This window comes from Exiguobacterium sp. s131, assembly GCF_018617345.1.
GTDB classification, from domain to species: Bacteria; Bacillota; Bacilli; order Exiguobacteriales; family Exiguobacteriaceae; genus Exiguobacterium; species Exiguobacterium profundum.
The window spans coordinates 1,783,998-1,809,741 of the sequence record NZ_JACSJX010000001.1 but is presented as its reverse complement, the minus strand read 5'-3'; the positions used below and the strand labels follow the sequence as shown (position 1 = coordinate 1,809,741).

Here is a 25,744-nt window from a genome sequence, read left to right as displayed (position 1 = left end):
GATTGAAGTGTTCGAGGGATTGTTTTTTCACGTGCCACAAAACGTTTGATACGGAAACGTTCGTGGTGGACCTGCCGATACGTATTCAGACGGTTGATTGTAGTTATATGGGTCACGTAAAATCGTGAGTAGCGCCTCGGTCGGACCGAAGTCGCCTCGTTCTGCTGCTTGGATCGCTTTCTCGACATGATGATTACGTGGAATGACGGCCGGGTTGTATTGGCGCATGATTATTCTTACATCATCGTCTGGTAGACCTTGTTCGCTCAAACGTTTTCGCCAAGCATCGATCCACGCCTTCCCGTCTTCCCGAGTTGCGAATGGGAGCGATTCAATCTCACCGAGCGTCAACGAGCGGAACGTATTCGTATAATCTGCCTCCGTCTCCATCATCAAGCGGAGCAGTTCATCCGCTAGCTCATCGTCACCATCTTTTCGGACGAATAAGCCAATCTTATGTGCGAGACCGGTAAAGTACGCTTCTTTATACAACTCGGTATAACGGGTGAGTTGCTTGTTCGCCACATCAACCGCTTCTTCTTTCGTTTCGCCAAGGAGCGGCAGCAACGTCTCCGACAGTCGGGCGAGGTTCCAAGACCCGATATATGGTTGATTCGCATAGGCGTAACGTCCCTCTCGGTCGATCGAGCTGAAGACCGTCTCCGGATGATACGTGTCCATGAACGCGCATGGTCCGTAATCGAGACCTTCACCGCTGATGAACATATTGTCCGTATTCATCACCCCATGAATGAACCCGACGAGTTGCCAGTTGGCAATCAGTCTCGCCTGTCTTTCGACGACGTGTCCGAGGAACTGTTCATAGCGATTCGGTGCATCGATCAAGTCTGGGTCGTGTCGTTTGATTGCTACTTCAGTAAGTGTGATGACGTCATCGATGGAGCCGGCGCCTGCTGCGAATTGGAATGTTCCGACACGAAGATGACTTGAGGCGACACGAGTCAGGATGGCTCCATGCTTCGGACCTTGACGCATGATGGCTTCCCCTGTCTGAACGACGGCGAGCGCCCGGTTCGTTGGAATGCCGAGGGCGTGCATCGCCTCGCTGATGATGAACTCGCGTACCATTGGCCCGAGTGCGGCTCGTCCGTCGCCCCCTCTAGAATACTCCGTCGGTCCAGAACCCTTCAGTTGCACATCGACACGCTTCCCGTTCGGAGTCACATGTTCCCCGAGCATGAGGGCGCGTCCGTCCCCGAGCATCGTCAAGTTGCCGAATTGGTGTCCAGCGTATGCTTGTGAGAAAGACGTCTCTGTTTGACGATTGCCGGCAAATAAATCGATGTCTTGTTTGAGACTTTGCGCATCAAGGCCGAGCGTAGCGGCTAATGCATCGTTAAACAAGACGAGTGTCGGATTGTCGACCGGATGGATGGGTCCGCGGTCGTAAAAGATGTCACGTAGTTCGAGGTACGTCGCCTCGAAGTTCCAGTCAGTTGTCATGGCGCATGCCTCCTTCTTCGCTTCGAGTATAGCACAGACTGTTTTCCATAACGGCTGTCGTGAATTTTGATAAAATGAAACAGAAGTGTAAACAGTAGGAGTGTGGAAGATGAAGACGAGACAAGATGTATTCGATTGGTTGAGTGGACAGCTTCGCTTCGGGATCAAACCGGGTCTTGAGCGGATGAGCTGGATGATTGAGCAGTTAGGGTTAGAAGAACGCCGATCCATCCATGTGGCCGGGACGAACGGAAAAGGGTCGACCGTCGCGTTTTTACGGGCGATGGCGATGGAGAACGGCTTATCCGTCGGCACATTCACTTCCCCTTATATCATTCAGTTCGAGGAGCGGATCATGTTGAACGGGGAACCGATTCCTGAAGACGCGCTCGTCGACGTGGCGAACCGTGTCAAATCCTGTGCGGACGAGACGCCAGAGACGCTGACGGAGTTTGAGCTATTGACGATGATGGCATGGTGCTATTTTGATGACACACGTCCTGACTTGATCATTTGGGAAGTCGGTCTCGGGGGACGACTTGATTCGACCAATGTGTTGACGCATCCACTTGCGACCATTGTCACGTCAATCGGACATGACCATCAAGGCATTCTCGGCGATACGCTTGAAGAGATTGCACAAGAGAAATACGGCATCATGAAACGCAGCGTGCCGATGTTCCATAGTATCGAGAAGAAATCGTTGATTGAGTTGTTGCATCAAAAAGGGGACGATGTAGGTTCTTCCATTCATGATGTTCGTCCACTCGTGAAGAAAATTGTGGACGGGGCAGAGACCGTCGTGACGTATGAGAATATGCCATCTGTCGTGCTCGGATTGACAGGACATCATCAAGCGTATAACGGGGCGTGTGCCGTGGCGGTGGCGCGTCACCTCGGTTGGCGCGATGACGCCATCCAAAAAGGGCTCGAGCGAGCACAACATCCGGGGCGGTATGAGCTCGTCTCCAAACGACCGCGTATCATTTTAGACGGGGCACATAATCCGGAAGGCATCGAGGCCTTGGTTTTACAAGCCAAATATGAGACAGACGTGACAGTGTTGACGGCGATTTTAGAAGATAAAGACCGTGACAAGATGATTCACGTGCTTCAAGAAATTGGAGACGTTTACGAAACGACATTTGACTTTCCGCGTGCTAGAACGAAAGCACAACTAGAGAAAGATGGGGCGCGCTTTGTCGAATGGAAAGCATGGCTACAGAATTGGGTCGAGTCGCCGACAAGCGAGACGTTGATTGTGACCGGGTCTCTTTATTTCATCAGTGAAGTGAGACGTTTCCTAAGCTAAAATATTTACCTGATGTCAAAGAAATAGATGTATATTTTTTCAAGTGGGTGGGATAATTAGTAGTGAAGACTAAAAATAGGGAGGACTATTCATTGCGTAAACTCATGCAATACATAGCGGTTCTCGTATTAATCATATCCATTATTCCACAGAGAGTAGTTGCGGAGACCAATCAACCGATTTTAAACGTGTTGGTTCTTCGTGATGCTTTTACTGCTTCGAAAGTACTTTCAGTGACTGAATACAATAATGCGGTGAATTCGTATCGTGCTTCACTGAATGTAAATACTGCAAAAGTGAATGTGCAATTCATGACAATTAAACAATTTAACGCATCCCGTTTTCCGATGACAGGTGCATTCGATGCGGTCATGATTGGGAGCAGTCCTTTAACTGAGAAATATAAAAATGGGACGCTTGTCGTCAACTCGAAAAATCATGACACGACAAATCAATTGAACGATTTGACAGAATTGAAAGCTACGGAACTATTCAATACAGTTGTCCTTGTCGGCTTGCCGCTTCTGATGCATGAGGATGCTGCGAACGGCGATACACAGTTAAAACGCTTGGCAGCCTATCAACGTGATTATGCGAACGTGAAAGTCTTTAATCGAAATGATCAACAGAATGTCGATCGTGAGATGGCGCAGCAGTTGAATCAACTCACCATTTCCCGTCCGAGATTTCAATCAACTGAAGTGAAGTACAACAATCAGTCGATTAGCAATCAGACGATTCAAGTAAAAGATGGTGTCCGTCATCCAATCAACTTTGCCTATACTTTATCGCAACCACCAACTCCTTCGGCATTCGTAGAATTGTATATCGATTACGACCATAACGATCGATTTGATGCGGATGAAAAAGTCATTGAGCAACAGGCAAAAGAATCGGGAACGCTCAATTTCACATTATCGCGTCCGACGTTTAGCGGACCGAAGAACTGGATGCTCGTCGTCAAGGATTCGTTGACAGGTCGAGCGGATTATCGTAAGGGGAGTATTCTTTACCTCGATGAAAAAGTGAAAGCGAACATCTTACAGCTCACTGCAGGAACCGGCACGAACGGAAGAATTTCAAGCTATTTATCTAATATGTTAGTAGACCCGTCTGGGAATTATGAATTCAATTTAACGGACGGTACAACGAGTCAGTTTGAGGGTGGTACTTATGATCAGGCATTACTCAATAACGACTACGATATGCTGATCTTTGGTTTCCAAGATTCGTACAACGTTTATGGAAGCATGAATGCTGCGGCCACTGCGAAAGTCAAACGTTTCAGTGAAACAGGACAAGGCGTCATGTTGACGCACGATACGATTTTCCGTACGAATAGTTCATCATCGCCTACGTCCGAGTGGGAACGTCAATTTGTGAATGCCAATCCTTCACTGAATATCTCAGGGCAAAAAATGTACACGAACATGGGATTTGGTGCTCCTGAAACAACCAATAAGGCAGTCAAGGTACAGGATGGGATTTTCACTTCTTATCCGTATCGCCTCGACGATTCGATTAAAAATATCTCAAATACCCATAACCAATATTTCACTCTCGATTTGAATGATCCGGATGTGACGCCTTGGTACAACCTGTATTCAACAGGTGGAAATCGTGTATATGGAGATGCAAACAACCATTACTATACGTATACAAAAAACAATTTCACCTACTCCGGTGCTGGGCACACAAACAAGTTTTCGGTAGAAGATGAGAAGAAAATCTTCATCAATACGATGTATCGCGCCTTTATCGGAGCAAATCATAAACCTTACAACGTGATTGAGTCCGTCAGTGATTCAAACCAGTCCTATACTTCTGCTGATTTAAAAGCCGGGTCTGTCGAAGTGACTGCGGGACAAGATGTCAAATTGATGTGGCGGCCGAGCGATTATGACTTCCAAGACTTGTTCCTCAATTCAACAATCACGTATAACGGGAAACAGGTCGCATTCGATAACTTACGCAACTACGAAGTTAAAGAGTTTACGATTCCGGCAGCGGATGTTGTCGCAGATCGGCCGATTGAAGTGAAAATCGAGACGTCCGATCAACGGAATGCGAAGGTGATCGATACGTTCACCATCAACGTCAAACGTGCGGAGAATGTTTCCGACTTGATTCAAGTGTCCCGTTCGATTGACCCGTCGACAATCAACTTGTACGAAACGGGAACGATTCACTATCAAGTTCAATATCCGGAACGTTTCGATCGATTGCCGAATCAGTTGGGCGATAAGTTTTTACGAGTGGATTCAACCTCTTTCTCAGAAAAACTGCCAAGTCAACTCGAAGTCGTGGCGATTCGTGACACGAACGGAAATGAATATCCTGTCACGAAGCCGAATGAAATCAAGTTACAGTTGAAGCCGGACTTGTACTATGAACGAAATGGGAACACGAACATTTTCCTCCCGAACGATAGTGGAGACCGGACCGTGAAGTTTGAAGTAGTCGTCCAAGCCATCGAGCCTTCTGCCTCACTCATCCAGTTGAAAAAAGCGGATAACCAATTAACGACGTTAATTGAGTATTCGAAGAAGCAAGATCACATTTTAGATAAACTCAACGACTGGGATAAGGAATTAGAGGTTCAATCATCGTTCCCAGACTTGCTGATCAATATCGGGGCGCCGTATGCGTATGAAGCGAAGATTCCTGACGTCACCTTACAAATTGGGGCACAGCAAATTGTGAGTCCGACCATCACGGATGCGAAAGGAAACACCTTTACGAACCCGAAATGGAGTAGCTTGAAGTGGGAAATCGTCGATGCGAGCGGTGTCGCGAGACTCGTCACGCAAGGGAACAATGCGATTGTGACCGGTTTGAAAACAGGAACTGCGAAGTTGCGATTGACAATCGATCCGGGCGATAAGAGACCCCTTGTCGTAGCGGAGTCGAAAGTCAATGTAATCAGTCCGCCTGAGCAACTTACTATTCAGTCGAAAGAGTTGTATGTCGGTCAAACGACTACGGTCACACCAAAAATCATGCCCGAAACGGCTCAATACAAGTCGGTTCGCTATGTCGTCGAATCTGGGGATAGTGTGAAGTTTGAACAAGTTGGCAACAACTTGAACATCATTGGACTGAAACCGGGTACGACTCAGTTTAAGGCGACTGTGGATGTCGGTGACCTCTTCGGTGGCTTGAATATCGCTACTCCGAGCACCGTCTTTACCATCCAAGTCAAGGCACCATCCTTGAGTCAAACGCCGAGCCAACTCGACCTTTGGGTATGGGATAGTTTGGATGAAGAAAAACGCGTGAACGAAGTCGCCTCGATTCAAGTGACCTCAACACCAACCGTATCCATTCCGTTTGAACGAATCGGGTCCATCCCATCTGCTTTAACGGTGACACAAAGTGCGACAGGATATGAATTACGTGCCAACCATGGTTACGGAAATAATGGTGTCGTGACTGACATTCCAATTCAGACGACATTCGATGACAATGCGTTACGAAACATTCGTTCGAACACGTCGATTGTCCGTGTCAACGAATACCCGAACCAATTGATGTCAAAAGACATGACAATCAATATTGGTGAAGGGACGGCACCACGACTACCTCTTCTTGAGTACTGGCCTACGACTTCGACTTGGCGTGACTATCGCATGGAGATTGTATCCGGCGAAGAATATGTTCAAGTGAGTGGATCAGGAAAAGAGTTGATTCCAGTGAAACCTGGTGTGGCGAAAGTGGAAGTCTACACGACGCTTCCGGCTGGAAAACCGTTTGAAGCCGTGAAGGACACGTTTTATGTACGCATCATCCAAACGAATGCCTCGGGACAGGATGATGACCGTTATTAACTGAATGGCAGAAAGTTGGCGAATGATGAATCGCAAGCGAATAATGATTGGCATCACCGGATTGATTCTCGTCATCGGATTGGGAGGGCTCCTGTACTGGAGTCAATCCCAACCCGAGCTCTCGCAGTTATCCGGTGACGAGTTAGTGAAAGAAGTGAGTCAACGCTCTTCGGTGACAGAAGAAGAATTGACAGATTTACAGGCAAGGGAAGAATGGGAGGCCGTCCGGCTTGTTTTAGAGGACCAAAAAGTTGTGCCGACAGCCGAACAATTCGCCACGGCAGTGACGCTCGCACCTCTAGACGTGATTGAAGCATACTTTGAGCAAGGGATTGACCCGTTCGAGGAAGTGGAAGGGATTCCCGTTATCACACCATTGTTCAGTGCGAACGGCAGTCCGGATCAATGGAAGCTGGCGATGCGTTATGTTGAAGACGATCGACTTCTCGGCATCGCGGTCGACTCGTTGAACCTTGATGCGGTCAAAGAACTCCTCGGACAAGGCTATATGATTCAAGATACCGAATCGGTGTTATTGCAGCCGGTCCGTCACAATCAGGTCGAGTTGACGCAACTGCTTCTCGATAACGGCGCGCAATGGACGAAAGCAATGGAACAGACGGCCAAAGACTACAACTCGGACCTCATTTTAAAGATGGGGAACTAAAAAAACGGCTTCTTCTCAATCAGAGAGGAAGCCGTTTTTTTGAATTCATTTCAATTGAACCGGATGACTGACGAAGAATTGAAGTTGATTCGTGACCGGTAATGTTTCAAGTTGATTGAACACGGAATCGTTATATGTCAGTTTTAATCGAGACTTTTCGGCCTCGTGAGCTGGAACTTGACGGTCGAAGTTCTCAGCTGGGCTTAAGCCGTTGCCCCCAGTAAATTCCCCTCTAAAGACGTTCACTTCGAGTGGTCCTTTACTGTACAGACCTCCGTTGACTTCGAGAATAGATCCGACCGCATACACATAGGTCGGTTCGTTCGAGTCACTATACATGAACGCCTGGAGCGTCGTCGGAGTGTCATCAAACTCGTTGATTCGGTTCAACAGAATCTTTCCTTTGGATAACAGGATGAGTGAGTTCCCTTTGTCTGCATCAATCGGAAGAATATTGGCTCGGTCGATGAACGTATCACCGAGCGTGTAGACTGTCGAACTGAAGGAGACGTTCCCTTTAATGGTCAAGTCACCACGTACGATCAGTGGCCGTGCAATCGTCAGCTTCTCGAGTGATTCAATGACGACGTCCCCGTCGAAAAGAAGCGGGGCATTCGACTCGTTGATGGATTCCGTGACATACATGGCGCGATCCGAAATGGCATCCGGTAATGTCACGATGGTCGGGTCGGTGAGGGCGTTGTAGGCATCCGCCCGTAAGTACGAAGTCGGGCGTTCGATAATAGATGTCCCATCTTCCGAGAGCACGCGCTCGAGTTCGAACATTTGATTGGTCGAGCGAATCAGGCCTTCTTCAAAGATTTTTGAATCGACGTCATTTGTGTATGCGAGCGGTGTGTCGAGTCGTCGATTTAAAAATTCGATGATTGAGTAGTCGTATTGGAATGGAGAAAAGCGACTCGGGGACACCCCGGCGTCCGCCTTCTCGCCAGCTTGTTCCGGACCTACCGTGAAGTAGTTCTCTTGCTGGCAACTCAAGCAATCGCTCAATTCGACTAAATCGATTCGGCCATTCAAGTGAAGACGACTAGAATCGACATTTTCAATCTGCTTCGCCACACCATCCAATTGAAAGTTCGCTTGACGCATGAAAGCGAGAGGACCACCTGAATAGATATTTCCTTGAATCGTCGGCATGCCGTTCACGTCCAACTGTTGGTCGGACCCGAGGACGTAGTATAAAAAGGACGGGAGAGCCGTCAAGTATAAGTCTTGCGTGTATTCAACGGTAAGCATCGGTTGTTCCGGATTCACTTGTCGCGATGCCGTGACGTTCACTTGGAGAATCGTCGTGAACGGCGCCGTCTGAATGGCGGTATCCGTAGCATCTTTCTTCAGCTCGATGGAATAGCGGACCTCACTATCCGTCGTCAATGCCGTGAACGGTTCGTCACTGACGATGAGCGACTGAACCTTGCTTTGGAATGCCGCTTCCGATTCCATATGAGTCGGGACTTCCGCTTCTCCGTGAAGCGGGAACTGGGTCCGAACCTCATCGGCAATGAGGCGAAGTGCGCTTTTCGCATCTTCATTCAGTTGAGTATCTTCCGTACGGATGACCGTCAATTTATTCGACGCCAAGTTGACTTGCATGGCGGCGAGCGAGAGGACGGCGAGAGCCGCCATCGTCACGAGAACAAGCACGAGAACATATCCGTCTTCACGTTTTCGCATCAGGATGCCTCCTTTCTTAGAATGGGATGGAGCTTTCAAATGTCGTAACAGAATCGGAATCGTTTGATTGAGTCAAATCCAACTCGATTTCGATGAGTCCACCGGTCATGTAAGTCGGGCGTCTCGGATCGAACACGGGATCTTTTAACTGGATGGTCATCCGTTCGACTGTGATTTGTGGATTAGAAGGCGTAAACGAATCCTTTGAGAGAACCAAGTCGGTCGGGACGTATCCCGCCTCCCGGTAAATCATTCCGGCTTCCGATATGTCTGGAGCGGACAATCGATAAAATTGAAACGAGCCGTCCACTTCCGTCACGGCGTCGAATTCGGTCCGGTTCACGTCAGAGAGCACGGAGGCAATCAAATAGTCGGCCTCGCTTCGAAGGTCACTCGTCTCGTTCGTCATTTGAAAACCGAGCGTTCCAGTGATAAAGGCCGTAATGATGACGCCACTTAATATCGAAGCGACGACGACTGTGACGAGCAACTCGACGAGCGTGAAGCCGTCTTCACGTTTCTCCATCTCAGTCAGTTGTCGGGACAGCCGTTTCAGGGAACGGTTCGCGCAATGTCGCATTCGAAATGACTCCTTTCAAGGTGACGGGCGTTTGCAAACGGTCGGTCGTCACCGAAATTTCAACTTCAATTGTATGTCCGGGTGAAGTGGACAGCGATTGAATGGTTGCGATATACGTATCCCCATGGATTCGGGTATCTTCGCAGAAGTCGCACGTCGAGCTGATCCCGTCCCGATTCAACAATTGACGCAGTTCGAGCGGTTCATCAACGGACGCGGCCCGTCGATTTAAAGTATGTAATGTGTTTTGCGCCACTTGGTTCGCAATCGTTTGATTGAGGCTGTCGTGTGTCGTCTTCAAACTTTGGCTGAAAATCGAAAGTAAAGAGAATGAGACAATTGAAAGAACAACGATGGAGACGAGCACTTCGACGAGCGTAAAACCTTTTTCGGAATGCGACAAGACATTGACCTCCTATTCAAAAAAAGTAAAACAATCGGAAAATAACGTATGCAATACTGAATTAAATGTTATTTTTTGTACAATACATATTATACTAAAGTTATACGCTGAACGGATATATAGAATAGAAGTCGGATTAGACACGGGGGGATTTTACATGAAGCGGTATGGGATGCATCTTATCATTTTGATTGGACTCGTCGTACTCGTGACATTACCGACGATTGGACTCGTCAATTACTTAGATGCGTCTGCTGAGTCGAGTGCTACATACAAAAAAGATACGACGGTCGCAGGTGTCGACGTATCAGGGATGACGAAAGAAGAAGCGGACGTTCGTCTCGATAATGCGATTAAAGATTTTAATACGACACCCTTTTCAATCAATTTGATGGATGGGACGGTCATGGAGATTGGAAAAGAAGTCGTGACGTTCGATGTATCGAATACGTTAGACTCCATTAAAGATACAGGTGACTATCCGCTGTTGACATCCGTAGATGAAACGAAAGTCGAGCCTTATCTCGAAGGTCAACCCGTCACGCTGACGATGATTGCCCCGGCGTTGATGGATGCCGCATCGATGTTGGAGTCATCTGTGACATTAGAGCAAGTCGCGGCAGAAAATGAAGTCGTCGCCTCGTTCACTGTGAGCCCGACACCGGCTATGCAGTCAGCCCTTGATCGAATGAACGGATTCGAGATGGCAGCGGGAGACATCTTTAGTCTCAAATCGTTCGGAGAAGATTACGAAGCGCTCACGACACTAGGGTCTTCATTCTATCGCCTATTTGCGGCGACACCGTTCGCCATTCTCGAACGTGTGCCTCACGAAACACTTCCTTCCGGGGTAGAGCTAGGCTATGACACGAAAGTAGATGAGCGCTCGAACTTTGCTGTTCAAAACCGAGAAGACACATCATATGCCATCCTCGTTTTGAATGAAGGGGGTTCTGTGACGGTTCAATTGCTCGGTCAACCTTTTGACGCCGCTTTCGAAGCGAGAGTTGAAGAAGTGAAGACGGTACCGCATCAAAAAGTCGTTCGCTTCTCATCTTCGCTCCCGTCAGGCAGTTCATCGGTCACCCAGTCAGGTCAAGATGGACAGTCAGGTAAGCTCTACCGGGTCACTGTGACTGAAGAAGGGGAGACGTTGGAATTACTCGGGTTTGATTTTTATGCACCGACACCGGAAATCGTGACGAAGAGTTCCGTTCCGCTTCCGCCACCGGATCCGGTCGAACCGGTTATCCCGACATTCCCGGATGAGGACGAGGAAGAAGACCCGTTCCCGAATGATTCGAACGACGACCCATTTGAGGCAGAACCGCCCGTATTAGAAGAACCTGCAGAAGAGGAGGCAGTGGGATGATCGGCTATTTGATTTTACTCGGCTTTTGGGTACTCGCCACATTGACACTGTTCGCTTTATCCGTTCCGATGATGCGAAAACGTGAAACGAAACTTGTCATCAGTCTATGGACGGCACTCTTATCTAGCGGCGTCTATTTGATGGTAGAAGAATCACTCGTTCAAACATGGTGGGCATGGGTGATTCTTATCGTTGCATTGATTGGAGGGGTGGCTGCGAGCGTCTTTGTCGAAGAACGGAACGACAAGACCGAGCAGGAGGAGGCTCCTCAAAGGATGGTGAAGTAACGTGAGACGAACGAAACGAAGATTAGGTGAGATGCTCATCGAGGCTGCGCTCATTACGACGAGTCAGCTCGATGAGGCGCTTGAACAGAAGCGTCCCGGAGAAAAACTAGGGGATGCTTTAATTCGACTAAACCATATTACCGAGACACAGTTGATTCAAATGATTCACGAACAACTGCATGTGCCGATCATTGAGTTGTACTCCTACGACATCAATGTGACGGTCACGAAGCTCGTACCGAAAGCGTTGGCACAAAAGCACGATATCATGCCATTTGAATTGAACGGGAATACGCTTCATGTCGCGACGGCCGACCCACTCGATCTCATTGCCATTGATGACGTCCGTCTTCAGACCGGGATGAACATCGAGATCGGAATCGCCACGAGAGAGCAGATTCGAAAGACAATCAGTCGTTACTACGAGATGGATCACTCCCTCGTCGAAATTTTGAAAGAGGATGCTCCCGAAATCGAACGACAAGAAACAATTAGTCGAGACGATGCACCGATTATCCGCCTCGTGAACCAGTTGTTCTTAAGTGCCATCGACCAACGTGCATCGGACATCCATTTCGATCCACATGAGAAGCAACTCCACGTCCGTTTTCGAATTGATGGGGACTTGCGTACCGAGACGGTCTATCCGAAAAAGATTCAGAGCGTCGTGCTGACGCGTCTCAAAGTTATGAGTAACCTCGACATCACAGAAAGTCGCCTACCACAAGATGGGCGAATCAAGTACACATTGCGCAATCGCGCCTATGATTTCCGCGTCTCGACGCTCCCGACGATGTATGGGGAGAAAATCGTTATTCGGGTCCTCGACTCATCTCAAGGACTGACCGATTTGACGAAACTCGGATTTGGCGAACGAAACGAACAGGCGTACCGTGACATGCTGAAACGTCCGAATGGAATTATCTTGATCACCGGTCCGACCGGTTCAGGGAAATCCTCGACATTGTATGCTTCGTTAAAAGAACTGAATGATGAGACGAAAAACATTATTACGGTAGAAGACCCGGTCGAGTATCAACTTGACGGCATCAACCAGGTTCAAGTCAACTCGAAAGTCGGCTTGACGTTCGCGTCAGGGCTTCGTTCGATTTTACGTCAAGACCCGAACATCGTCATGGTCGGAGAGATTCGAGACACGGAGACGGCTGAGATTGCCATTCGTGCCTCGCTCACCGGTCACCTTGTATTGTCAACGCTACATACGAATTCAGCAATCAGCTCCATCACCCGTCTCGTCGATATGGGGGTTGAGCCGTTCCTCGTCGCCGCTTCGACGACGGGACTCGTGGCACAACGACTCGTTCGACGCGTCTGTCGTGATTGTGGTCAAGTCGAACCGGTATCGAAGAGTGAACGTAGCCTGTTCGACGCTGAAGGTGTTCACATCGACCAGATTATTCGGGGTAAAGGCTGTGCGTCATGCAACTTCACAGGGTACCGTGGGCGCCTCGCCATTCACGAAGTCATCCCGATTGATGAAGGCTTGCGCCGGATGATCATGAACCAGGCTACCGAGTCTGAGATGGTCGACTATGCCAAGTCACAAGGAGCGACATTCCTGCTTGAGGACGGATTAGAAAAAGTCGCCGCCGGTTTGACGACGACTGAGGAAATATTACGAACGGTCATTACGGAGAATGCTTATGATTAATCAATCGATCGAAACCATCTTGACGAATGCGGTCGAGAAACGCGCCTCGGATATTCATCTGACAGCCGGTTCTCCTCCGATCATTCGAGTAGACGGGAGTCTTATTACGATGGGCGAGGAGAAGGTGTTGCCGCACCATCTCGAAGGATATTTAAAAGAAATCATGACCGACGATATGCGCGAACGTCTCGAGCATGAACGAGATCTTGATTTCTCGTTCGGCGTTCCACGTGTCTCCCGTTTTCGGGTCAACGCCTATTATCAACGAGGCACGATTGCCATCGCGTTCCGGTCCATTTCCGGGGAAATCCCGACCTTGAACGAACTCAATCTGCCGACGGTACTGAAGCGTCTGATTGAGAAACCACATGGTCTCATCTTGGTCACGGGTCCGACGGGTTCAGGGAAATCGACGACGCTCGCGGCAATGATTCATGAAATCAATCGGACGCAGCGAAAACGAATCATCACGCTAGAAGATCCGATCGAGTATTTACATTCCCACGACCAAAGTATTGTCGACCAACGGGAAATCGGCTCTGACGTCATGAAATTTGTGAGTGGTCTAAGGGCCGCCTTACGGCAAGACCCTGACGTCATTCTGCTCGGGGAGATGCGTGACTTGGAGACCATCTCGACGGCGATGACCGCCGCAGAGACGGGGCACCTCGTCATGGCAACGCTCCATACATCGAGTGCGATGTCGACGGTGAGTCGAATCATCGACGCGTTCCCAGCTGAGCAACAGGACCAAATCCGGACACAACTCGCGAACGTCTTACTCGGTGTCGTGAGTCAACGGTTATTTCCAAGGATTGATGTGCCGAAAGGACGCGTCGCCGCCATGGAAATCATGTTAGGGAATCCGGCTGTTGCCAACTTGATTCGAAATGAAAAAGAGTTCCAGTTGCCGACCGTCATCCAGACGAGTCGCCAGCACGGGATGCAGTCGATGGATGCTGCCATCGAACAACTTGTTCGGCAAGGGATCATCAATCCGAACGCCGTCCCGACAGAAGAGATGAGGTGATGAGTGATGGCGATATTTCAGTATGAAGGAAAGCTCCTGAACGGGAAGCGTAAGAAAGGTCGCGTCACGGCCGTCTCGCTTCGGGAAGCGAAAGAAAAGTTGCGTCAAGAATCTATTCTCGTAACGGACTTGGCCGAGCTCGAATCGACTGGACTGAACAAAGAGGTCAACTTGCTGCCAGAACGAGTCAAAATCGAACACTTGATTATGTACGTCCGTCAGTTCGCGACGCTCATCCGGGCGGGTGTCCCGATTGTTCGTGCGACTTCAATCTTACGGGTACAGACCGAGTCGAACGTATTGAAGAAAGCACTGAGTCAAGTCGAGGATGATTTGAAGGAAGGGATTGCCTATTCCGAGGCGATCAAAAAACATCCACGCGTCTTTTCGAACTTCTTTAGTTCGATGGCACTTGCCGGGGAGACGAGCGGGAACTTGGAGGAGGCGCTCGATCAAATCGGGCTCCAACTTCAAAAACAATATGATGTGAAGCGGAAAGTCATTTCTGCCCTCACGTATCCGTTGGTCGTCTCCATCGTCGCCATCGGCGTTGTCGCCTTTTTAATGGTGAACGTCGTCCCGACGTTTGCGAGCATCTTTGGTCAACTCGGCGGTGAGCTTCCGCTCATCACGCGCATTGTCGTCGCGGTCTCCGATTTCATCGCGACCTTCTGGTGGTTGTTACTCGGACTCGCGATTCTTGGAGTTCTCACCTTCACCTGGATGTTGAAGCGGGACCGGGAACGATTCGTGATCGATGGCTTGCTATTGAAGATGCCGATTTTTGGAACGATTGTGATGAAGTCTCAGATTGCATTGCTAACGCGAAGTTTAGCGGTCCTTCTACAAGCGGCTGTCCCGATTTTGACGGCGATTGAAATCACCGAACGTATCGTATCGAACCGCGTCATCCGGAAAGGACTGACGGAGGCACGTGACATGATGGCGCAAGGGGTCCCGCTTCACGAGCCGCTCATGCGAAATGCGAACTTCCCGGCACTCATGACTCAGATGATCGCCGTTGGGGAAGAGAGCGGTGATTTGGATTCGATGTTGAACGAAGTCGCTGAGTTTTATGAGACGGAGGTCGAGACGACAACCGACCGCTTGAAGTCGATTATCGAGCCGCTTCTCATCGTCGTATTGGCAAGTGTCGTCGGGGTCATCGTCATCTCGATCGTCGTCCCTATGTTCCAAATCTATGGTGATATTCAGAATCAGTAAAGCAATATGCAAGCTTTTGAAAATATACCTTTTCAATACTATATTTAGAAGGTATAGTAAAATTGTTCTACTTTTATATTAGGTCTAAAGTAATTTATCTAGTTTACACACAGCACATTACGTAAAAGGGGAGAATGAATTATGGTAGAAAAGTTGAAAATGATTTGGCAAGATGCCAAACAGTTAAAAGATGAGCGTGGGCTCACACTCGTCGAGTTACTCGTCGTCGTCGTTATTTTAGGAATTATCGCAGCCATCGCAGTCGTTGCGATTGGTGGGATCATCGAGAACTCGAAGAAAGATGCAATGGTCGCCGATGCGAAGCAAATGGTCAGTGCGGCGAAGTTGTATGTTGCTTCGAATGAAGTAGGCAACGGAGCGGTGATTCGATTTGTCGGAGACGTAGGAACTAGTGAGCTCGACGCTAAAAATATGATTGATACAATGAAAGATCCGTTCGGTACGAACTACAATAACGGGGTTGTATATGTCACAAAAGGGTCAGACAATAAGTATGCGTATAAAGTATGGCTTGATGGAGCCAAAGATATCGGAACTGCAGCTACGGATGCAGGCACGGTTGCAAGTAGTGGATTGAAGAAAGACTCAGTTAACTAATATTTGTTTAGGCCGGCTGGCGCTGGGCACTCGCTCAGCCTAGCCGGTTTTCTATTTTTGGCATATACTGACAAAAGGAGGATCCTTCCTTGATTGAATCGATTGGATTCCTATATAGCATCGTCCTCGGGGCGGTCATCACATCGTTCACCAACGTCGTCGGGCTCCGCGTGCCACGTCAGCAATCGATTGTGACGCCGCGGTCACATTGTCCGTCTTGCGGTCACGAATTGTCACCGTGGGAACTCATCCCGATTTTCGGCTATCTCGCCTTAAGAGGCAGATGTCACGGGTGTGGCGAGCGGATCGCGCCGACGTATCCGATCTTTGAATTACTTGGAGCCATTGGATATGGCTATAGCTTTTCACTCTATGGATTCAGTGTGACGACGCTTCTCGCGTTCGCTTTCTTGTCGACCTTACTCGCTTTGGCGATGTCTGATTTATCGACGATGCTCGTGCCGAATGTCATCTTGAAATTCACGGCACCGGTATTACTCATTCTCACCTATCTGACAGGGGCATCTTGGTGGAACCCGCTTGTGGGGGCGTTGCTCGGATTTTCGCTCCTAGCGACCGTCTTTTTCGTGTCAAAAGGGGGACTTGGGGCAGGGGACGTCAAATTGTTTACTATGATTGGTCTTGTGCTCGGTCCGCGTGACGTGCTCGTCGCCTTGTTTCTATCGAGTTTGATTGGGGCAATTGTCGGGATCGGGTTGATGATGACAAAGAAAATCGGGCGAAAGCAGCCGATTCCGTTCGTTCCGTCGATTGCGCTCGGGACGATGTTGACGTTTTGGTTTAGTGAAAGTTTTTTTGATTGGTATTTTGAGTTGATGTAGGGGGAAACGATCATGAGTCGTGGGATAGAGAAAGGGACGGTCGCGTATTTTTCGTTTGATGCGCTCAGCATCCACGGGGCCGTCATCAAACAAGGGGTGTTCAAACGAAGCGCCTCGGTTCAGTTAGCAAAAGATGCGTATGGAGAAGGGAAGATTCTCGATGAGACGGCGTTCAGTCTCGCTTTCGATGAACTCTGTCGCAAGTTGAAAGTGCGACGCGGGATGACGTGTGCGGTGGCATTGGACGAGACCGAAGTGTTGTCACGGAAAGTCGAGATTCCTTCTTCGATTCCGAAGGACGAGATTCGTGGCTACCTCTTCATGGAAATCGGGAGTTCGATCATCTTGCCGTTCGATGACGTGTCGTTCGACTACGAAGTGTTAGGAGAAGACGGGGTCAAGACGGACGTTATGTTGCATGCCGTTTCGATTGAATTGACGAAGTCGCTCCGTGCGTACATGAAAAAGCGTGGTCTAGCGTTGAAGAAGATCACGCCACGTTCTGTCGCGGTCGCCAATGGGGTCATACGTTTATCGGAGATTGATCCGCTTCAATCGACATTACTCTGGCATATCACGCCGTTTTCACATCAATTGCTCGTCCTTGAGGAAGGGCAGATCCGTTTCATCCGCTCGATCGAACTGGACCTCCCGTATCTAGTCGGGACGAAAGATGGTGTCGTGACCTATACATATGATGGGACAGGCGAGATGAAGGCTAATCAGTTGGATGACTGGTTGAACGAACTCGCTCGCTTCCTCGATTTCTATCGTTACTCGCTACGGACGGATGGTCGGGCCATCGATGAGTTATACGTCTCGGGAACTGTCCCGGAAGTCGATGATCTCGTCCGTATGATTCAGGCTGAGTCCCTCGTCTCGGTGACGCGTGTCGAGCAACCGCTCGCCATCGCTCACGGGACACCGCTATCGCATCAAATGTTGCCACTCCTTGGGATGGCGACGCTTCAGCGCGATCGGGACACGAACTTCATCAATTCGACGGACGTGACACTCCGTTGGCCGATCGTGACAGGTCTCGTCGCCCTTCTTCTCGGAGGAGGAGCGGCCGGATACTTGTACTATGAGGTCGACCAACTAAAAGCAGAACAGACGCGAATCGAAGAAGAGTTACAGCTCGTTCAAATTTACCAAACCGAACAAGTGAATTCGAAAGCGCAACAAGTGCTCTCGCTCGACCAAACCGTGACGGCGTTGACCGACATGGAAAAGGATGCGGTCCCAGCACTGCGCGCGTTGACTGAGCAGTTGCCGCCTACTGGCTACGTCTTGACGTATAACTACGCGGATGGCTCCATCATGAGCGTCCGAACTCAATTCGAGACGTTAGAAGACTTGAACGCATTCCAGCGCTCGCTCATGACCGATGAGCGGTTCCTCGACGTCAAACTCCTCGGTGTGACGACGGAGTTGAAAGCGGATGTGGATGCAGAAGAAGAGGAAAACTCATTAGAAGAAGATCCGCTTCCACGCTATATCGGAGAGTTTACGTTCATGTTCCAAGACGTGGAAGACGAGTTGACAGAGGAAGAGGACACGGATGAGGAGGTGGTGAGTCAATGAAACGTTCGACAATCTACGCGTTATTTGCGATTTGCCTCCTTGCCGCAATCATCGCACCGGCTTACTTTGGCTATACGTATTACGTCAAACAAGGAGAGGTCGAGGCGCTTGAACGCGACCTCTCGCTCGAACAAACAAAACTGGAGTTATTGCGCCAAGAAGGAAAAGCCGTTGATGTAGCAGACTCTCAGACGCTTCAGACACGGGTTCCAACAGTTCCTGCCCTCGACACGGTCGTTGAGGCGTTGTCGCAGGCAAGTCTTCTTGCGGGTGTCAATGTGACAAGTATCGCATTTGCGGATGGCGTTGTGGCTGAGTCAGAAGTGCCGGAAACGGTCGAACCGTTCAATCCGGCTGATGTGAGTGCGACGAATGAACCGGCTGAACCAACGGACGTTGCACCTGTCAACGCTTCTACGGTCCGTTCAACGGTCAACTTGCAAGCAGAGACGTATGAAGCGATCGTCTCCTTCTTGGAGTCGATCGAGTCGATGAATCGGATTCACGTGTTACGGACGGTTCAATTTACCGGACCTGCCGAGACGGGACCGAATACGGTCGAAGAAGTGCAGTCGCTCGAGTTTACAGTCGAGCTTGATGCCTTCTATCGTCCGGACCTCGACCAACTCGTTCCAGACCGATACATTCCGGAACCGGCGTTTGAGCAAAAGGATATCCCGGTATACGACTATACGACACCATAAGTCGGCACGTCCCTTCGCAATTGAAGGGGCGTGTTTTTCGTCGCGGGTAATTGTGTTTAGGAGGCACGTTGCCTACAATCAACAGTGAAGACCGAAACGGGAAGGAACGCCGTTTTGGTAGAAGAGAAGGAGTCGATACAATGAATTCAACACAGAAGCGTGTCATTCTCGCCTCGATGTCACCGCGACGTACCGAGCTATTAACGAAAGCAGGAATCAAACATGAGGTCATCCCATCTACCGTGACGGAAGGGACGGACGGTCGGGAGACACCGAGTGATTACGTGGCTCGTCTGGCACGTGAGAAAGCGATGGACGTAGCAAGGCATCACCGTGATGCCATCGTCATCGGCGCGGACACGGTCGTCGTCTTGAACGGCATCATTTTAGAGAAACCGACAGACCGGGAGGATGCGAAACGGATGCTTGAACGATTATCCGGTTCGACCCATGAAGTGCTGACGGGTGTGAGCATCATCGGTAAGTCCCAAGATTTGTTCGTCACGACGACGCGTGTGACGTTCGCTGAGATTCCTGAAACCTGGCTAGCGGATTATTTGGATTCGACAGAGCCCTACGATAAGGCGGGTGCGTATGGGATTCAAGGATCGGGTGGTCTCTTTGTCGAAGGAATCGAAGGGGATTTTTATAATGTCGTCGGATTGCCGATCCATCCGCTCGTCAAGACGCTCGACCGGCATGGGGTGACGCCTCGCTTTCTGTGAACTTGAAAGTAGGTGAAGGAATGACCATGGTGCTTGACCGTAGTGTAGAGACCGCCATCGCCAGATTGCTTCAAATCGGAGGACGGGGACCGGACCCGATGGAGACGGCTCGTCGTATCTCGGACGTCTACCCGACGTTACGGGCGCTGTCACAAGCGTCCGTTCACGATTTATGTAAAATCGAAGGGATGACGAAGAAGAAGGCGGAGCAACTTCTCGCTGCATTCACGATCGGGATTCGATACGTCGAGGAACCGAAAGTAAGTATGCCGACGATTCGTTCGCCGCAAGACGCCTATGAGTTGTTGCGGGATGAATTGAGACTGTTGAATCAGGAGCATTTCGTCTGTTTGTATTTGAATACGAAGAACCAACTGATTGCGCGGAAGACGCTCTTCGTCGGAGGGCTCAACTCGTCAATCGTCCACCCGCGTGATGTGTTTCGTGAGGCGCTCAAATTGTCGGCGGCATGCTTTATCGCTGTGCACAATCATCCGAGCGGGGACGCGACCCCAAGTCGGGAAGACATCGAGGTGTCTGAACGCTTGGTCGAAGCAGGCAATATCGTCGGCATCGCCTGTCTCGACCACGTCATCATCGGGGAAGACCATTACGTCAGCATGAAGCAGCGGGGATATATGAATGGGTAAGGAGTAGAGAGCAGGCATCGTGATGTCTGCTTTTTTGTGTTTACGAGAGAACTGGTACCTCATTAAATTTTGGATATAGTTGGAAAATGATAAGTGGAGATGTAAAATTCGAAGAGAGCAGAAATGATTATGAATTACTTTGCGCACGGGAGGTGTCTAATTTGTCGCATATTACGATATGGAATGTGATCGGATGGGGGTTTCTTCTTTTCTTAGCAGTCAGTAAATCCTTTTTTAGTGAGCAATTGTCTTTGATCACGACTGGTCTGGGCGGATTGATTTGTTTGATGTTGAGTTTGTGGATGATCTATTCCGGAGAAGAAGAATCATCACAACATTCGAATGAAAGGTCTGAATGAACAGCGCTATTTAAACTGTCATTTGGCTAAAGAGTAGATGATGAATCAAATTGAGAAGAGCGGTGTACGCATATGAATGTACTGTCGGAAAACGAATTAAAAGAAACCCTTCAGATGATGAAAGATGGGGATTTGACGTATTACGAAAAAAACAAAGAAGCCATTCTCACCAGCATGGTTCAGCGTATCGGGTCACCGGACGGCGAACTCCGTGATCGACTCATATACACGATGTTCTTTCGCCTCATCATCGAACAAAAAGACATCGATTTCGACAAGATGAGTGAACTCCTTGAGACGTCCTTGCATGCTCTTTTGTTTCATAGAATTGAGGAAACGCAGTCGGACGCTGTCTTCACGAGAGCTTTCACGACTCTATTGATGGCTTTGATTCTGCATCGAGACGTTGAAGAGGACTTTTTGACAGAAGACCAATTACGGAAGGCAGCGGAAGATTTGATTCGATATCTTCAGCTCGAGAGAGATACAAGAGGTTATGTGAATGGCAAGGGATGGGCCCATTCGATTGCCCACGCGGCAGATGCGGTGGACGAACTGATCGCAAATCCGAAACTGGATCCATCGTCATTTCCGGAACTCTTCCACGTCATTATCAATCAAATCATGCGTTCTGAGGTATTGGCGCATGATGAAGACGAACGTCTCATCAATCCGCTCCTACGTTTACTCGAACGAGGGATGGATTCTGAAGTCATTCATCGCTATGTAGAGCAGCTTCCACATCACTTAGAAGAATGTAGGCAACATCTTGATGATGAGGAAAAATATTGGTACGTCGTCCATAATGTGAAAACAGTCTTGAAGAGTCTATATGTCCGTTTAAACGAAGAACAGCGGCATGATCTGATCCAACAATCTATTCTCGTCACACTGAAAAAGTTGTGATGTGATCAATTAAAGTAGTTTTCTCTAATCGAATCTGGATGTTGATTAGAAAACAAATGAGGTGTTTTTATGGAAAAAATAATTTGGATCCTGATGGTCGGATTATCGCTTTTTGTGAGTTATATACATCTAGAACCAACCATCTTCTCTATCGTTTTGTTCATCCTGTTTTTATTTGTGAGCACAGCGCTATTTATGCGGTTCGATCAGGACCACTGGCTCGACCGCGTCTCACCGCTCGTTGGTGTCGGCGTAGGGATTCTATCGCTCATCGCTTATCTCGGTATGATCGTGCTCTCTTTAAATGAACTCAATCAACTCGGCATCTGGACGGTACTCGTCCGTCTCCTGCTCATGTATATCGGGATCTACCTTTTCGTCGTGACAACATCGAGCTTTTTGGCAGGAGCGACCCGACTCAAGCCATCCCGCTTCTTTCGGCCGGTGTTGATTTTCTCGGTATTCTTTTACGGAGCGATGTTACTGCTTCCGCTCCAACCGGGATTGTAACCGTTCTCTCCTTAGGCAGACGCTCACATGCGTCTGCTTTTTTTGATTTGCCTTTTTGCCGAAAAGAAGGCAAACTAATAGACGGTGAGACAGGACTGAGATGCGGTTATTGTAAATAACCTGTAATCGAATGAACGTTTTCAAACATGATTTTTCCGTTATAATAAAAAATAGTGTAATGAAGAGAGGAGCAACACCTATGTTTCGTAGTTTTAACCGAGAAATCGGAATCGACCTTGGAACGGCTAACACGCTCGTTTATGTAAAGGGTCAAGGAATTGTTGTTCGTGAACCGTCCGTCGTGGCGTTCCGCACAGATACAGGTAGAATTGAGGCCGTTGGTAACCAGGCCAAAGATATGATTGGACGTACTCCGGGGAACGTCTCTGCACGTCGTCCGATGAAAGACGGCGTCATCGCTGACTTCGAAACGACAGCGACGATGATCAAATACTTCATGGAGCAAGCTCAAAAATCAAAAGGCGGTTTGTTCTCATCGAAGACGAACGTCATGATTTGTGTCCCAAGCGGTATCACGTCTGTTGAAAAACGTGCCGTGGAAGACGCTGCGAAACAAGCAGGCGCTCGTGAAGCATACACAATCGAAGAACCGTTCGCGGCAGCAATCGGTGCAGGTCTCCCAGTTTGGGAACCGACTGGCTCGATGGTCGTCGATATCGGTGGCGGTACGACCGAAGTCGCAGTGATCTCACTCGGCGGCATCGTGACAAGCCAATCGATTCGTGTCGGTGGTGACGAAATGGATGATGCCATTATTCGTTACATCAAGAACAAGTACAACCTCATGATCGGGGAGCGTACATCTGAGACGCTCAAAATGGAAGTCGGTTCGGCGCGCATCGATGCATCGAACGAAGCGGAGAAGATGGAAATCCGTGGTCGCGATCTCGTAACAGGACTTCCAAAACAAATCGAAGTCACGTCTGCAGAAGTATGTGAAGCTCTTTCTGATACAGTCGAAGCGATTTTAGCAGGGGTCAAACAAACGCTTGAGCAAACTCCTCCAGAACTTGCGGCTGACGTTATGGACCGCGGAATCGTCTTGACTGGCGGCGGCGCCCTCCTCAAAAACTTGGACGACGTGATCTCAGACGAGACACACATCCCGACACTCGTTGCGGATGAGCCACTCGACTGCGTAGCGGTCGGGACTGGAAAATCTCTTGAAATGATGGACGTCCTCCGTTCGAAATCAGGCATCTCGTCACGTCGATGAGAGGTGAGACACGATGAGCCGATTCGTACGTAATAAAAAGCTCATCATCACGCTAATTGTACTGATCTTGTTTTTCGTCATTTTAGGTGTTTCGATTCGAGGACGATCGGAATCAGCCTGGTACCAAGATGTCACGCGTGATGTGGTCGGCACGTTCCAGCGAGTGTTCGCGGTACCAATCGGGTGGATGGACTCAACGGTCTCGTCCATCTCAGATGTCCGCGATATCTACGAAGAGAACCGCCAGCTGAAAGAACATTTGGCGAAGTACGCCGAGGTATCGGTTGAAGCGGATGATTTGCGCCGTGAGAATGAGGAGCTTCGAAAGATGGTCGAAGCAAGAGACGAGTCGTTACGTGACTTCGACCTCATTCCGGCGGAGGTCATCGGTCGGACACCGAACGATTGGCAACGCTACGTCACCATCAACGTCGGTTCAGAACGCGGCGTTGAAAAGGGCATGGCCGTGACCGCAGCGAGCGGGATGGTCGGTCGTGTCATTCAGACGAGTGCTTATACGTCGCAAGTTCAACTGCTCAGCGACAACAACCGGACGAACAACGTCTCGGCTGTGGTCAAAGATGCGGACGGCAAACCGACGTATGGGACGGTAGACGGATTCGACACGGAGACGAATGAATTGTTCTTCACAAAAGTATCGAATAGCGTCAAGCTGAAAGAAGGAGAAATCGTATCGACGTCCGGACTCGGTGGACGTTATCCGGCTGGACTCGTCATCGGTACGATCGAATCGATCGAGACGGATGAATATGGCGTCTCACAAGTCGCCCGGATTAAACCGGAGGCCGACTTCAATGAGTTCTCACAAATGTACGTGATTGATCGGACACTAGACGAACCGTTTTTAACGGGTCCCGAGGAAGGAGGAGCAGCGGGTGAGTAACATGAAAGTGTTCATCGCCCTGTTCCTCCTTTTTCTTATTGAAGGAACATGGGCATCGATTTTTTCTTGGCACTACGCCACGCCGTTTCTTTTGTTGACGTTGATCGGACTGATGTTTGTCAGTCTGTACGGTCGATGGGAGACGGCACTCGGGTTTGGGCTTGTATTCGGACTGCTGTATGATATCGTCTACACCGACCTGATTGGAATCTATGTATTTACTTTTTCACTCATTCCTCTCTTAGCCAGCTTCGTGTTAAAATATATAGGTGAGAACTTCTTCTCCGTCACCATTACGTTCACGTTTATGATTCTCGTTTTCACCTTTGCGATTTACGGGATCATGGCGGCGATTGGTGGGACGTTGATGACGATTCAAACACTATTGGTTGAACAGATTCCAGGGACGATGCTCGTCAATGCCATCGCCATCGTGATTCTTTATTATCCGATGACGCGTTATGTGACGACACGCCCTGTTGCGAAAAGAGGGTAGCCATGATGGAGCGTAAACGACACATTACGATTAAAGGACATCGCAACGGCATTGCCATTCACTTCAATCCGAAGAGTGGCATCGACGAGGTGCTTACGGACTTAGAAGCGACATTACAAGAAATGGAGCCGCCGTCCGGAAAGATTGCCCTGAAGTTGCACGCGGGTACTCGTTATATTGACGAGGAGCTGTCACGTCAAATTCGTGAGGTCGTCGCTCGTCATGGCGTTTTTTATATTGAAGACTTGTCGAGCGATGTCATGTTGACAGAAGAAGCGAAAGCGACGTACGGCAGAAAGACATTCCACTATCACAGCGGGACGATTCGGAGTGGGCAAGTCTTGACGTTTGACGGTTCGGTGCTCGTGATCGGGGATATCAATCCCGGGTCAGAGGTCCGGGCGACAGGAAGTATTTATTGTTTAGGGACGATACGAGGAAATGTGCGCGCCGGTGTCGAAGGATGGGAAGAAGCGGTCATCACCGCGAGCCTGCTCCATCCGAAGTTTTTAGCAATCGGCGAACATGTACTCACAGCCGATGACGAGGAAGAACTTCCTGAGATTGAGATGGGTTGTGCGTATCAGACGAGTGATGGGATTGAGATGACACGTCTCCGCCACGTCATGACAGGTCTGAAAGACGCATATGCAATGGAATTACAGAGAGGGTGAGT

Annotated in this window: 24 protein-coding genes; 20 read left to right on the top strand and 4 right to left on the bottom strand. The window is 49.2% G+C overall.

Annotation, left to right across the window (positions count from 1 at the left end; translation table 11 throughout):
• Positions 1 to 27 precede the first annotated feature (27 nt).
• Entirely contained in the window at positions 28 to 1,464 is a 1,437-nt protein-coding gene (locus KNO69_RS09365; RefSeq protein ID WP_214817504.1) for a protein adenylyltransferase SelO, read from the bottom strand.
• A gap of 109 nt (positions 1,465 to 1,573) precedes the next feature.
• On the opposite strand from KNO69_RS09365, the gene KNO69_RS09360 reads away from it, so the two are divergent.
• The 3 genes from KNO69_RS09360 (at position 1,574) to KNO69_RS09350 (ending at position 7,270) form a co-directional block, all read left to right on the top strand.
• Positions 1,574 to 2,776 carry a bifunctional folylpolyglutamate synthase/dihydrofolate synthase gene (locus KNO69_RS09360; protein WP_214817502.1) on the top strand — a complete coding sequence of 401 codons (1,203 nt, stop codon included), beginning with the start codon at positions 1,574 to 1,576 and terminating at the stop codon, positions 2,774 to 2,776.
• A 92-nt stretch (positions 2,777 to 2,868) separates the two neighbouring features.
• Positions 2,869 to 6,603, top strand: a complete 3,735-nt coding sequence (locus KNO69_RS09355; RefSeq protein WP_251124895.1) for a DUF5057 domain-containing protein — start codon at positions 2,869 to 2,871, stop codon at positions 6,601 to 6,603.
• A 22-nt stretch (positions 6,604 to 6,625) separates the two neighbouring features.
• Complete coding sequence (locus KNO69_RS09350; RefSeq protein WP_214817500.1) at positions 6,626 to 7,270, top strand: hypothetical protein; 645 nt, start codon at positions 6,626 to 6,628, stop codon at positions 7,268 to 7,270.
• 45 nt (positions 7,271 to 7,315) lie between these two features.
• On the opposite strand, the gene KNO69_RS09345 is transcribed toward KNO69_RS09350, so the two are convergent.
• The 3 genes from KNO69_RS09345 to KNO69_RS09335 are packed head-to-tail and all read right to left on the bottom strand — an operon-like array spanning position 7,316 to position 9,948.
• Positions 7,316 to 8,965 (bottom strand): hypothetical protein, encoded by a 1,650-nt coding sequence (locus tag KNO69_RS09345; protein WP_214817498.1) that lies wholly within the window; start codon positions 8,963 to 8,965, stop codon positions 7,316 to 7,318.
• Between the two features lie 16 nt (positions 8,966 to 8,981).
• Positions 8,982 to 9,545, bottom strand: coding sequence for a prepilin-type N-terminal cleavage/methylation domain-containing protein (locus KNO69_RS09340; protein ID WP_251124894.1), 564 nt, complete (start codon positions 9,543 to 9,545; stop codon positions 8,982 to 8,984).
• Positions 9,493 to 9,948 (bottom strand): type IV pilus modification PilV family protein, encoded by a 456-nt coding sequence (locus KNO69_RS09335; protein WP_047795513.1) that lies wholly within the window; start codon positions 9,946 to 9,948, stop codon positions 9,493 to 9,495. Before KNO69_RS09335 ends, KNO69_RS09340 begins: the two co-directional genes overlap by 53 nt.
• 157 nt (positions 9,949 to 10,105) lie before the next feature.
• Here KNO69_RS09335 and KNO69_RS09330 point away from each other — a divergent pair, with 157 nt between their 5' ends.
• The 17 genes from KNO69_RS09330 to KNO69_RS09250 all read left to right on the top strand — a co-directional run bounded on the left by KNO69_RS09330 (position 10,106) and on the right by KNO69_RS09250 (position 25,742).
• Positions 10,106 to 11,320 (top strand): G5 domain-containing protein, encoded by a 1,215-nt coding sequence (locus tag KNO69_RS09330; RefSeq protein ID WP_214817496.1) that lies wholly within the window; start codon positions 10,106 to 10,108, stop codon positions 11,318 to 11,320.
• On the top strand, positions 11,317 to 11,607 hold the full coding sequence (locus KNO69_RS09325) for a hypothetical protein (protein WP_214817493.1): 291 nt from the start codon (positions 11,317 to 11,319) through the stop codon (positions 11,605 to 11,607). Before KNO69_RS09330 ends, KNO69_RS09325 begins: the two co-directional genes overlap by 4 nt.
• Position 11,608: 1 nt before the next feature.
• Complete coding sequence (locus KNO69_RS09320; RefSeq protein ID WP_214817490.1) at positions 11,609 to 13,279, top strand: GspE/PulE family protein; 1,671 nt, start codon at positions 11,609 to 11,611, stop codon at positions 13,277 to 13,279.
• Positions 13,272 to 14,309: a type IV pilus twitching motility protein PilT gene (locus tag KNO69_RS09315; RefSeq protein WP_031421415.1), complete on the top strand. Its 1,038-nt coding sequence runs from the start codon at positions 13,272 to 13,274 to the stop codon at positions 14,307 to 14,309. Before KNO69_RS09320 ends, KNO69_RS09315 begins: the two co-directional genes overlap by 8 nt.
• A 6-nt stretch (positions 14,310 to 14,315) precedes the next feature.
• A complete protein-coding gene (locus KNO69_RS09310) occupies positions 14,316 to 15,533 on the top strand; it encodes a type II secretion system F family protein (RefSeq protein ID WP_214817487.1) in 1,218 nt (405 codons plus the stop codon).
• Positions 15,534 to 15,674: 141 nt separating this feature from the next.
• Positions 15,675 to 16,151: a prepilin-type N-terminal cleavage/methylation domain-containing protein gene (locus tag KNO69_RS09305; protein ID WP_214817484.1), complete on the top strand. Its 477-nt coding sequence runs from the start codon at positions 15,675 to 15,677 to the stop codon at positions 16,149 to 16,151.
• Between the two features lie 89 nt (positions 16,152 to 16,240).
• A complete protein-coding gene (locus tag KNO69_RS09300; protein WP_214817481.1) occupies positions 16,241 to 16,993 on the top strand; it encodes a prepilin peptidase in 753 nt (250 codons plus the stop codon).
• A gap of 12 nt (positions 16,994 to 17,005) precedes the next feature.
• Positions 17,006 to 18,577, top strand: coding sequence for a pilus assembly protein PilM (pilM, locus tag KNO69_RS09295; RefSeq protein ID WP_214817479.1), 1,572 nt, complete (start codon positions 17,006 to 17,008; stop codon positions 18,575 to 18,577).
• Complete coding sequence (locus KNO69_RS09290) at positions 18,574 to 19,281, top strand: hypothetical protein (RefSeq protein ID WP_214817476.1); 708 nt, start codon at positions 18,574 to 18,576, stop codon at positions 19,279 to 19,281. The genes pilM and KNO69_RS09290 overlap by 4 nt, the downstream gene beginning before the upstream one ends.
• A gap of 140 nt (positions 19,282 to 19,421) precedes the next feature.
• Positions 19,422 to 20,006: a Maf family protein gene (locus KNO69_RS09285; RefSeq protein ID WP_078146555.1), complete on the top strand. Its 585-nt coding sequence runs from the start codon at positions 19,422 to 19,424 to the stop codon at positions 20,004 to 20,006.
• A gap of 20 nt (positions 20,007 to 20,026) precedes the next feature.
• Positions 20,027 to 20,656, top strand: a complete 630-nt coding sequence (radC, locus tag KNO69_RS09280; protein WP_074037954.1) for a RadC family protein — start codon at positions 20,027 to 20,029, stop codon at positions 20,654 to 20,656.
• Between the two features lie 431 nt (positions 20,657 to 21,087).
• Positions 21,088 to 21,921, top strand: coding sequence for a DUF2785 domain-containing protein (locus KNO69_RS09275; RefSeq protein ID WP_214817473.1), 834 nt, complete (start codon positions 21,088 to 21,090; stop codon positions 21,919 to 21,921).
• Positions 21,922 to 21,990: 69 nt separating this feature from the next.
• Positions 21,991 to 22,431: a hypothetical protein gene (locus KNO69_RS09270; RefSeq protein ID WP_214817470.1), complete on the top strand. Its 441-nt coding sequence runs from the start codon at positions 21,991 to 21,993 to the stop codon at positions 22,429 to 22,431.
• A gap of 199 nt (positions 22,432 to 22,630) precedes the next feature.
• A complete protein-coding gene (locus tag KNO69_RS09265) occupies positions 22,631 to 23,668 on the top strand; it encodes a rod shape-determining protein (protein ID WP_074037493.1) in 1,038 nt (345 codons plus the stop codon).
• Between the two features lie 13 nt (positions 23,669 to 23,681).
• Positions 23,682 to 24,572: a rod shape-determining protein MreC gene (gene mreC / locus KNO69_RS09260; protein WP_047795500.1), complete on the top strand. Its 891-nt coding sequence runs from the start codon at positions 23,682 to 23,684 to the stop codon at positions 24,570 to 24,572.
• 1 nt (position 24,573) lies between these two features.
• Positions 24,574 to 25,068 (top strand): rod shape-determining protein MreD, encoded by a 495-nt coding sequence (gene mreD / locus KNO69_RS09255; RefSeq protein WP_049759982.1) that lies wholly within the window; start codon positions 24,574 to 24,576, stop codon positions 25,066 to 25,068.
• Positions 25,069 to 25,073: 5 nt separating this feature from the next.
• Positions 25,074 to 25,742 carry a septum site-determining protein MinC gene (locus KNO69_RS09250; RefSeq protein ID WP_230872790.1) on the top strand — a complete coding sequence of 223 codons (669 nt, stop codon included), beginning with the start codon at positions 25,074 to 25,076 and terminating at the stop codon, positions 25,740 to 25,742.
• Positions 25,743 to 25,744 lie beyond the last annotated feature (2 nt).

What these genes read in the sequence shown, in the direction of transcription:
- KNO69_RS09310 (WP_214817487.1), top strand. Translation starts at nt 14,316, where the DNA reads ATGGCGATATTTCAGTATGAAGGAAAGCTCCTGAACGGGAAGCGTAAG.
- KNO69_RS09330 (WP_214817496.1), top strand. Translation starts at nt 10,106, where the DNA reads ATGAAGCGGTATGGGATGCATCTTATCATTTTGATTGGACTCGTCGTA.
- KNO69_RS09315 (WP_031421415.1), top strand. Translation starts at nt 13,272, where the DNA reads ATGATTAATCAATCGATCGAAACCATCTTGACGAATGCGGTCGAGAAA.
- KNO69_RS09250 (WP_230872790.1), top strand. Translation starts at nt 25,074, where the DNA reads ATGGAGCGTAAACGACACATTACGATTAAAGGACATCGCAACGGCATT.
- KNO69_RS09360 (WP_214817502.1), top strand. Translation starts at nt 1,574, where the DNA reads ATGAAGACGAGACAAGATGTATTCGATTGGTTGAGTGGACAGCTTCGC.
- KNO69_RS09265 (WP_074037493.1), top strand. Translation starts at nt 22,631, where the DNA reads ATGTTTCGTAGTTTTAACCGAGAAATCGGAATCGACCTTGGAACGGCT.
- KNO69_RS09270 (WP_214817470.1), top strand. Translation starts at nt 21,991, where the DNA reads ATGGAAAAAATAATTTGGATCCTGATGGTCGGATTATCGCTTTTTGTG.
- pilM (WP_214817479.1), top strand. Translation starts at nt 17,006, where the DNA reads ATGAGTCGTGGGATAGAGAAAGGGACGGTCGCGTATTTTTCGTTTGAT.
- KNO69_RS09290 (WP_214817476.1), top strand. Translation starts at nt 18,574, where the DNA reads ATGAAACGTTCGACAATCTACGCGTTATTTGCGATTTGCCTCCTTGCC.
- radC (WP_074037954.1), top strand. Translation starts at nt 20,027, where the DNA reads ATGACCATGGTGCTTGACCGTAGTGTAGAGACCGCCATCGCCAGATTG.
- KNO69_RS09285 (WP_078146555.1), top strand. Translation starts at nt 19,422, where the DNA reads ATGAATTCAACACAGAAGCGTGTCATTCTCGCCTCGATGTCACCGCGA.
- mreC (WP_047795500.1), top strand. Translation starts at nt 23,682, where the DNA reads ATGAGCCGATTCGTACGTAATAAAAAGCTCATCATCACGCTAATTGTA.
- mreD (WP_049759982.1), top strand. Translation starts at nt 24,574, where the DNA reads ATGAAAGTGTTCATCGCCCTGTTCCTCCTTTTTCTTATTGAAGGAACA.
- KNO69_RS09305 (WP_214817484.1), top strand. Translation starts at nt 15,675, where the DNA reads ATGGTAGAAAAGTTGAAAATGATTTGGCAAGATGCCAAACAGTTAAAA.
- KNO69_RS09340 (WP_251124894.1), bottom strand. Translation starts at nt 9,545, where the DNA reads ATGCGACATTGCGCGAACCGTTCCCTGAAACGGCTGTCCCGACAACTG.
- KNO69_RS09365 (WP_214817504.1), bottom strand. Translation starts at nt 1,464, where the DNA reads ATGACAACTGACTGGAACTTCGAGGCGACGTACCTCGAACTACGTGAC.
- KNO69_RS09350 (WP_214817500.1), top strand. Translation starts at nt 6,626, where the DNA reads ATGATGAATCGCAAGCGAATAATGATTGGCATCACCGGATTGATTCTC.
- KNO69_RS09345 (WP_214817498.1), bottom strand. Translation starts at nt 8,965, where the DNA reads ATGCGAAAACGTGAAGACGGATATGTTCTCGTGCTTGTTCTCGTGACG.
- KNO69_RS09325 (WP_214817493.1), top strand. Translation starts at nt 11,317, where the DNA reads ATGATCGGCTATTTGATTTTACTCGGCTTTTGGGTACTCGCCACATTG.
- KNO69_RS09275 (WP_214817473.1), top strand. Translation starts at nt 21,088, where the DNA reads ATGAATGTACTGTCGGAAAACGAATTAAAAGAAACCCTTCAGATGATG.